This is a genomic window from Paraburkholderia madseniana (assembly GCF_009690905.1).
Lineage (GTDB): Bacteria > Pseudomonadota > Gammaproteobacteria > Burkholderiales > Burkholderiaceae > Paraburkholderia > Paraburkholderia madseniana.
Genome location: NZ_VOSW01000204.1, coordinates 1 through 5924 on the forward strand (window position 1 = coordinate 1; position 5924 = coordinate 5924).

At 59.5% G+C, this 5924-nt stretch carries 8 protein-coding genes and 1 pseudogene; 5 read left to right on the forward strand and 4 right to left on the reverse strand.

The genetic code is table 11. From position 1 onward, the window contains the following. Nucleotides 1-266: pseudogene (locus FSO04_RS44770) on the forward strand (threonine ammonia-lyase, biosynthetic); the annotation flags it as partial. A gap of 61 nt (nucleotides 267-327) precedes the next feature. Here FSO04_RS44770 and FSO04_RS44775 read toward each other — a convergent pair. Then, on the reverse strand, nucleotides 328-639 hold the full coding sequence (locus FSO04_RS44775; protein WP_154567772.1) for a hypothetical protein: 312 nt from the start codon (nucleotides 637-639) through the stop codon (nucleotides 328-330). A gap of 343 nt (nucleotides 640-982) precedes the next feature. Between FSO04_RS44775 and FSO04_RS44780 the strand changes: the two genes are divergently transcribed. The 3 genes from FSO04_RS44780 to FSO04_RS44790 all read left to right on the forward strand — a co-directional run bounded on the left by FSO04_RS44780 (nucleotide 983) and on the right by FSO04_RS44790 (nucleotide 3407). Next, nucleotides 983-1543, forward strand: a complete 561-nt coding sequence (locus FSO04_RS44780) for a TetR/AcrR family transcriptional regulator (RefSeq protein ID WP_233465453.1) — start codon at nucleotides 983-985, stop codon at nucleotides 1541-1543. A gap of 175 nt (nucleotides 1544-1718) precedes the next feature. Next, a complete protein-coding gene (locus tag FSO04_RS44785; RefSeq protein WP_154567775.1) occupies nucleotides 1719-2891 on the forward strand; it encodes a 4-hydroxybenzoate 3-monooxygenase in 1173 nt (390 codons plus the stop codon). 267 nt (nucleotides 2892-3158) lie between these two features. Continuing rightward, complete coding sequence (locus FSO04_RS44790; RefSeq protein ID WP_154567777.1) at nucleotides 3159-3407, forward strand: hypothetical protein; 249 nt, start codon at nucleotides 3159-3161, stop codon at nucleotides 3405-3407. 139 nt (nucleotides 3408-3546) lie between these two features. Here FSO04_RS44790 and FSO04_RS48130 read toward each other — a convergent pair whose 3' ends face one another. From FSO04_RS48130 to FSO04_RS48450, 3 genes are all read right to left on the reverse strand, one after another. Then, nucleotides 3547-3795, reverse strand: a complete 249-nt coding sequence (locus FSO04_RS48130) for a hypothetical protein (RefSeq protein WP_154567779.1) — start codon at nucleotides 3793-3795, stop codon at nucleotides 3547-3549. Between the two features lie 78 nt (nucleotides 3796-3873). Next, nucleotides 3874-4266, reverse strand: a complete 393-nt coding sequence (locus tag FSO04_RS44800) for a hypothetical protein (protein WP_154567781.1) — start codon at nucleotides 4264-4266, stop codon at nucleotides 3874-3876. A gap of 53 nt (nucleotides 4267-4319) precedes the next feature. Further along, the gene (locus tag FSO04_RS48450) at nucleotides 4320-4448 is read right to left on the reverse strand and encodes a hypothetical protein (RefSeq protein ID WP_266240641.1); all 129 of its coding nucleotides are present in this window, start codon (nucleotides 4446-4448) and stop codon (nucleotides 4320-4322) included. A gap of 567 nt (nucleotides 4449-5015) precedes the next feature. Here FSO04_RS48450 and FSO04_RS44805 point away from each other — a divergent pair. Beyond that, nucleotides 5016-5576 carry a cytochrome b gene (locus FSO04_RS44805; RefSeq protein WP_154567783.1) on the forward strand — a complete coding sequence of 187 codons (561 nt, stop codon included), beginning with the start codon at nucleotides 5016-5018 and terminating at the stop codon, nucleotides 5574-5576. Nucleotides 5577-5924: the final 348 nt, after the last annotated feature.

Consider the following 5924-nt stretch of genomic DNA (forward strand, 5'->3'; position numbering starts at 1 on the left):
CGCCGCTGGCCCACGACGAACGCCTGTTCCGCTTCGAGTTTCCGGAGCGTCCGGGCGCGCTGATGAAGTTCTTGTCGTCGATGGCGCCGAACTGGAATATCAGCCTGTTCCACTATCGCAACCAGGGTGCGGACTACAGTTCGATTCTGGTCGGCATCCAGGTGCCGGAAAGCGAGAACAGCGAGTTCGACCACTTTCTCACGACGCTTGGTTACCCGTGCTGGGAAGAGACGCAGAATCCCGTGTACCGATTGTTCCTCGCGTAACGGAGCGAATTGCAGCGTGGCAGAAGACAGCGCCTGGCGACAGGCGCCGCTGCTTCGCCTATTAACGAGCGTGCTTACCCTGCCAGACTTTGCCGAAATGCACGGACATATACACGCCTAAGACCAGCGCGCCTGCAAATACCGCGAGGCAGTTTGCATTCACACCGATCGTGACAGGCTGCCGCGTGAGCAGATAGAGGCCGGCCAGCAGATTGAAATATCCCCACAGCACGTTGACCAATGCCGACGAATCGCCGACACCCCGCGGTTTCGCGAAAGGTGTCGGAAACGGCTCGCCGCGCAGGCCGCTCGCGAGGTGCGGGACGCAATTGCACAGAAACGCGCCGGAGAAAAACAGGGCGAGATAGCTCATGGAATGGTTCGTCTGGTTAGCAAAAAACGCGATCGGGCGACATGGATCATGCCGCATTTATGCGAGGGTATCCTCTCAAAAGATAGTAGAGGATGCCCTCGCATATGTCAAACCCGACCAGACCGGACTGCGGACGGTGAGCAACGGCGCACATGCGGTGCGGCGCCAGTAGTCTTGGCCGTCGCCAGCCGCGGGGTTAACATGCACGCTGGAATCCACATCACGATGCGAAACCAGGCTCGCAAGAAAACAGCGGTTAAAACTCTCCGATATGGCAACGACACTTTCTAGCGGTGCGCAGGAGCCGAAACGACAACGGGGGCATCTACGGGTCGCGGCAATCATGGAAGCAGGCGTTGCGGTGTTTACCGAGAAGGGCTACGACGCGGCCACCATGACCGAGATCGCCGCGCGCTCGAACACCGCGATTGGCTCCTTGTACCGGTTCTTCCCGTCCAAAGAATCTTTGGCGGATGCGCTGCTTTCGCGCTATGTGCAGGACACGACGAGCAGCTTTACCGCGCTCGCCGATCAGTCGTCGGCAATGACTCCAGGCCAGCTCGCCGATGCATTCGTCGATTTCATGCTGTCGCTGCAATCGCAGCGCAGTCTGGCAATCGCACTTGTTGATGCGCGCGGTGGCAGCGACGAGCGGCGCGCACGTTTTCGCGAAACGATGCGCGGCAGCATCGCCACGATTTTGCGTAACGCGATTCCGCATCTGACGAAGGCGCAGTCCGAGACGAAGGCGGTGCTGCTTCTGCATGTGCTCAAAGCAGTCACCGGGGCGAATGACGAGAAGCCCGCAGTGCGCCGGAGGTTGCTTGCCGAGATCCGGAAATTGACCAGGGTTTACCTCGAGGCCGCGCAAAGCGGCACGGACGATCGGTTATCGGTCGAGTAAGCGCAAGAGCCGACTGGGCAACGGGATGACGCATTGACCTGGGTCCAGTCCGCTCGAACCGGTACATCCGTTATCTCAAAACTAGATACTGCATATCCTCCATATCGCGTTGCGCGATACAGCGCATGATCGTCAAACTGCGTGCATATCAAACGCCGCATTCAGGAGACAACTCATGCGCACCCAAGTTGGCATCATCGGTGCCGGGCCTGCGGGCCTGCTTCTTTCCCATCTTCTTCACTTGCGCGGCATCGACTCGGTCGTGCTCGAATCGCGCACTCGCGAACAGATCGAATCCACCATCCGCGCCGGCGTCCTCGAACAAGGCACGATGGACCTGCTCACCGAGGCAGGTGTCGGCGCGCGCATGAAGGCCGAAGGGGCGTTGCATCACGGCTTTGAACTGGCTTTCGAAGGCAAGCGGCGCCGTATCGATCTGACCGGACTCACCGGCCGTTCGATCACCGTCTACGCCCAGCACGAAGTCATCAAGGATCTGGTCGCCGCGCGCCTGGCTGCCGACGGGGCATTGCGTTTCGGTGTGACGGAGACGTCGCTGCACGGCATCGATACCGATCAGCCGTCGATCCGCTATCGCCACGAAGGCGAAGCGTGCGAATTGCAATGCGACTTCGTGATCGGCTGCGACGGCTCGCAAGGTGTGTCGCGTGCATCGATCCCGCAGGCCTTGCGCAAAGATTTCGAACGCGTCTATCCGTTCGGCTGGTTCGGCATTCTGTGCGAAGGACCACCGTCGTCGGAAGAATTGATCTACGCGCGCCACGATCGGGGTTTTGCGTTGGTCAGCACGCGCTCGGCGAACGTGCAGCGCATGTATTTCCAATGCGATCCGAAGGATTCCGTCGACAACTGGTCCGACGACCGGATCTGGGCCGAACTGCACGCACGCGTCGATTCGCACGACGGCCAGCACATCGTGGACGGCAAGATCTTCCAGAAGAACATTGTCGGCATGCGCAGTTTCGTATCGGCGACGATGCAGCATGGCCGGCTCTTTCTCGCCGGCGACGCCGCGCATATCGTGCCGCCCACCGGCGCGAAGGGCATGAATCTCGCCGTTGCCGATGTGCGTGTACTGACCCAGGCGCTGAGCGCGTTCTACGTCGAATATCGCACCGATCTGCTCGACAGTTACAGTGCAACCGCGCTCAAGCGTATCTGGCGCGCGGAGCATTTCTCGTACTGGATGACGAGCATGATGCACCGCATTGAAGGCGCCTCGCCGTTCGAACAGCAGTTGCAGGTAGCCGAACTCGAATACGTGACCACGTCGCGTGCGGCGGCTACCGTGATGGCGGAGAACTACGTGGGCATCGCCGTCGTTTAAGTGGGATGGAGATCTGCGCGCGCAGCCTTGTGTCGCCAGCGTTTATAGAATGTGCGCGGGAAATTTTTGCTCAGACGAACCCCGGCGGGACCCGCGCACTCCGGCAAACCCTTGATGGGCGGGCTTCCGCGATTGTCGTGTCAAAAGCAACACTGAATTCAGGAATGGAGGATTTATCCGCGTCTGATCGACCTCTAGACTGCTTCCACCGACTGCACGATCTGTGACATCTGCAGCGCGTATAAGACATTCTCTAGAGGTGGTTTCATGAAATCGCTCATCAAAGCTGTTGCTATTGCCGTTGTTCTTGGCGCCCCGATCGCTTCGTTTGCGCAATCGAATCAGCCTGCCCCGCAAGACGCGCAGGGCACGCAAGCGCAAGTTTCCACGCAGCAGGGCGCTGCTCAAGCCGATACCAGCGGTTATGGTTCGGCCAGTCGCGGCACGTGGCAAGCAGGTCACGGCAACGACATGTCGGTAAGCTCGTATTCGCCGCCGATCTATAACGCGCGCTAAGGGCACAACGATAGGGCACAACGAAACACGCGGATCATTCCGGCGCAGTTCGGCTCGTTCAATATCTGCGAGTTGAAAATAAGAGGCCGGTCATCGGAACAAGTCCGATGACCGGCCTTTTTTCGTATCCGTCACGCGGTTATGGCGTGCGCAACAAGGTCATTTCGTTGCGCAGCAGGGCGCGAAGGTCCTCGTCGGTGGGCCGCGTACCCCAGTGCCGAGCTCCCGCCACTGATGCAATCGCGATCCACGAATGAGGTGGGAACCATTCGCGGAGCACGGCGCCATCCTGACGCAAACATAGTTGGCCGGTTTGTTCACTGTATTCGGCGGAGATGAGCGTGCCGTCGATTTGTGCGGTTACACGCCGTGGATCGCTGCGTAGCAAATCGTCGCTCCTGAAAAAGGTGTGGCGCGAATGCCTGCGCGGGCCGGCGGCGTCAGCGACGCTGCACCGGCCCATGCATTAGTGATCGCCCCGGCCGTGGTCATCGCCATGGCCGTGCCAATCGCCGTGATCGCCGTCGTGGCCGTGCCAGTCGCCGTGCGGGCCGTCGCGATAGCCGCGCGCGTCATGCCATTCGCGCTCGTGATGGCGTTCTTCCCACTCGCGTCGTTCCCAGTAGCGGTGGCCGTCGTAATAGCGCTCGCCGTACCAGCCCGGACTCACTATTACCACCGGCGGAGCGGGTACGTAGACAGGCGGAGGCGGAGCATAGACCGGCTCAGGGGCATAGGCCACGCCTGGAATGCCGATGTTCACCCCCACATCGACGTGCGCCAGCGCGACAGAAGATGCACCGATCCCCAGGCCTGCAACGATCGCCATGGACAGCCAGCGGTTTCGTGAATTGCTCATGTTTTATTCTCGGGTTTTACGATTGAGAGTGGAGTGCGCAGCGCGAGCAGCGCTTAGTAATGGTCGTGATCGTGGTAGTAGTGGTCATGGTCGTGATAGCCGCCCTCTGGCACGATGATGCAACCGCCCAATGCACTCCCGAGGGTGACAGCCAACAGCACCAGCGCGAAAATTCGTTTCATGACGTTGCCTTCCCCTTTGCGTGTGATCGAACTCTACTGAGCGGCTGGATTACCGGTGTGTTCGTGTGTAACAGGACGTGTCGATTCATTCGCATGTCGGCCGCGCATGTGACACGGTATGGGGACGCGTTGCGACGCTGCGATTAGTCGTTCCGCCAGCGAGAAATCGGTGGGCAACCCGCGGTGGGCAACCCGTTGAGCGCGCTATGAAAAACGTCGGGCCTTCATGCATCCGCCGTGCTCGGGCAGGTTGAAACACACGCGTATGAACAACCGAGGCAAGCAGGGCGTGGCAGGTCGCTACGCGTATGCCTGACGGATACATTCAGTTGCAGACTAGGGATGTGAGCCGACGCGATGGGGTGCGGTTTGCACTTTCTACGTGGTTGCTGATGCGTTGCCGATGCGTCGCCGCCCCATGGGCGTGAAAGAGATCGTCAAACGCGGCATCAGCTTTTCTTAAGGTTTGATCCGTAGCATCCTGCGTGAGCGCGCCCAGAATGTGTGTATCCTCGGCGCAAATACGCTTTCTTCATTCAATGGCTTCACTGCGGCTAAAACATTCTCATGACTATGCGCTCGGACTCGGCCAGTTTCTCACGCTATGCATCAGGCTATGACGGTATAGCCAGGTTTCTTCACTGGCTGGTGGTTCTGTTGATCGCCGCGCAGTTCGTGATCGGTTGGACCATGCCGGATATTCATAAGGGCACGCGGCCCGACGGCCTGATCGCGTGGCATCTCGGCGTGGGGGCAGCGCTGATTGCAGCGGTGGTGGTGAGAATTGTCTGGCGTCTCACGCACACGCCAGCACCAGCACCAGCCTCGCTCTCGCCTTTCCTCCGTGTCGTTTCGCACATCACGCACGGTCTGCTTTATCTCGCGCTGGTGGCTGTGCCTTTGTTGGGATGGGCCAACGCTTCTTCGCGTGGATGGTCCGTCAAGCTGCTCGGCGTACTGCCATATCCCGGCATCTCGGCGGTCGGTTCGTCAGTGGGGCATGAAATGGGCGATATTCATGGCTATCTGGCCTGGGTATTGTTCGCACTGGTTGCACTGCATATCGCGGGCGCGTTGTTTCATCGCTTCGTGCTCAAGGATCAGACAATGCAGCGGATGCTGCCGTGATCGGTTAGTGTGCGTTAGCGGCTTGTTGCTTCTCGTGTATTAATCGCCTGTCGTCTGCGTGCGAGCCGCGTTCCGTCGGTGGCCAACGGGCCTACCAATATCCTTCCCTGATGCCTGGATCATGGCGATTTCGACGTCATTGCATCGGCGCGCGATCGCCACTCCCGAGTGCGTGATAAGCACATAAAAAAACAAGTCTTTTACGCGCGCCGCTAACACTGGTTGAACGAAACCGCTGACGCGGTAGCAGGTGGTTGGCCGGAGGCGGCGTCTTCGATACCGGTCATGGAATGTCTCCCCTTGAGTGGGACGATGGCAGTGCAGTTTGCTACCTCGTCCCTTCTGAGC

What these genes read in the sequence shown, in the direction of transcription:
- FSO04_RS44785 (WP_154567775.1), top strand. Translation starts at nt 1,719, where the DNA reads ATGCGCACCCAAGTTGGCATCATCGGTGCCGGGCCTGCGGGCCTGCTT.
- FSO04_RS48450 (WP_266240641.1), bottom strand. Translation starts at nt 4,448, where the DNA reads ATGAAACGAATTTTCGCGCTGGTGCTGTTGGCTGTCACCCTCGGGAGT.
- FSO04_RS44805 (WP_154567783.1), top strand. Translation starts at nt 5,016, where the DNA reads ATGACTATGCGCTCGGACTCGGCCAGTTTCTCACGCTATGCATCAGGC.
- FSO04_RS44790 (WP_154567777.1), top strand. Translation starts at nt 3,159, where the DNA reads ATGAAATCGCTCATCAAAGCTGTTGCTATTGCCGTTGTTCTTGGCGCC.
- FSO04_RS44775 (WP_154567772.1), bottom strand. Translation starts at nt 639, where the DNA reads ATGAGCTATCTCGCCCTGTTTTTCTCCGGCGCGTTTCTGTGCAATTGC.
- FSO04_RS44780 (WP_233465453.1), top strand. Translation starts at nt 983, where the DNA reads ATGGAAGCAGGCGTTGCGGTGTTTACCGAGAAGGGCTACGACGCGGCC.
- FSO04_RS44800 (WP_154567781.1), bottom strand. Translation starts at nt 4,266, where the DNA reads ATGAGCAATTCACGAAACCGCTGGCTGTCCATGGCGATCGTTGCAGGC.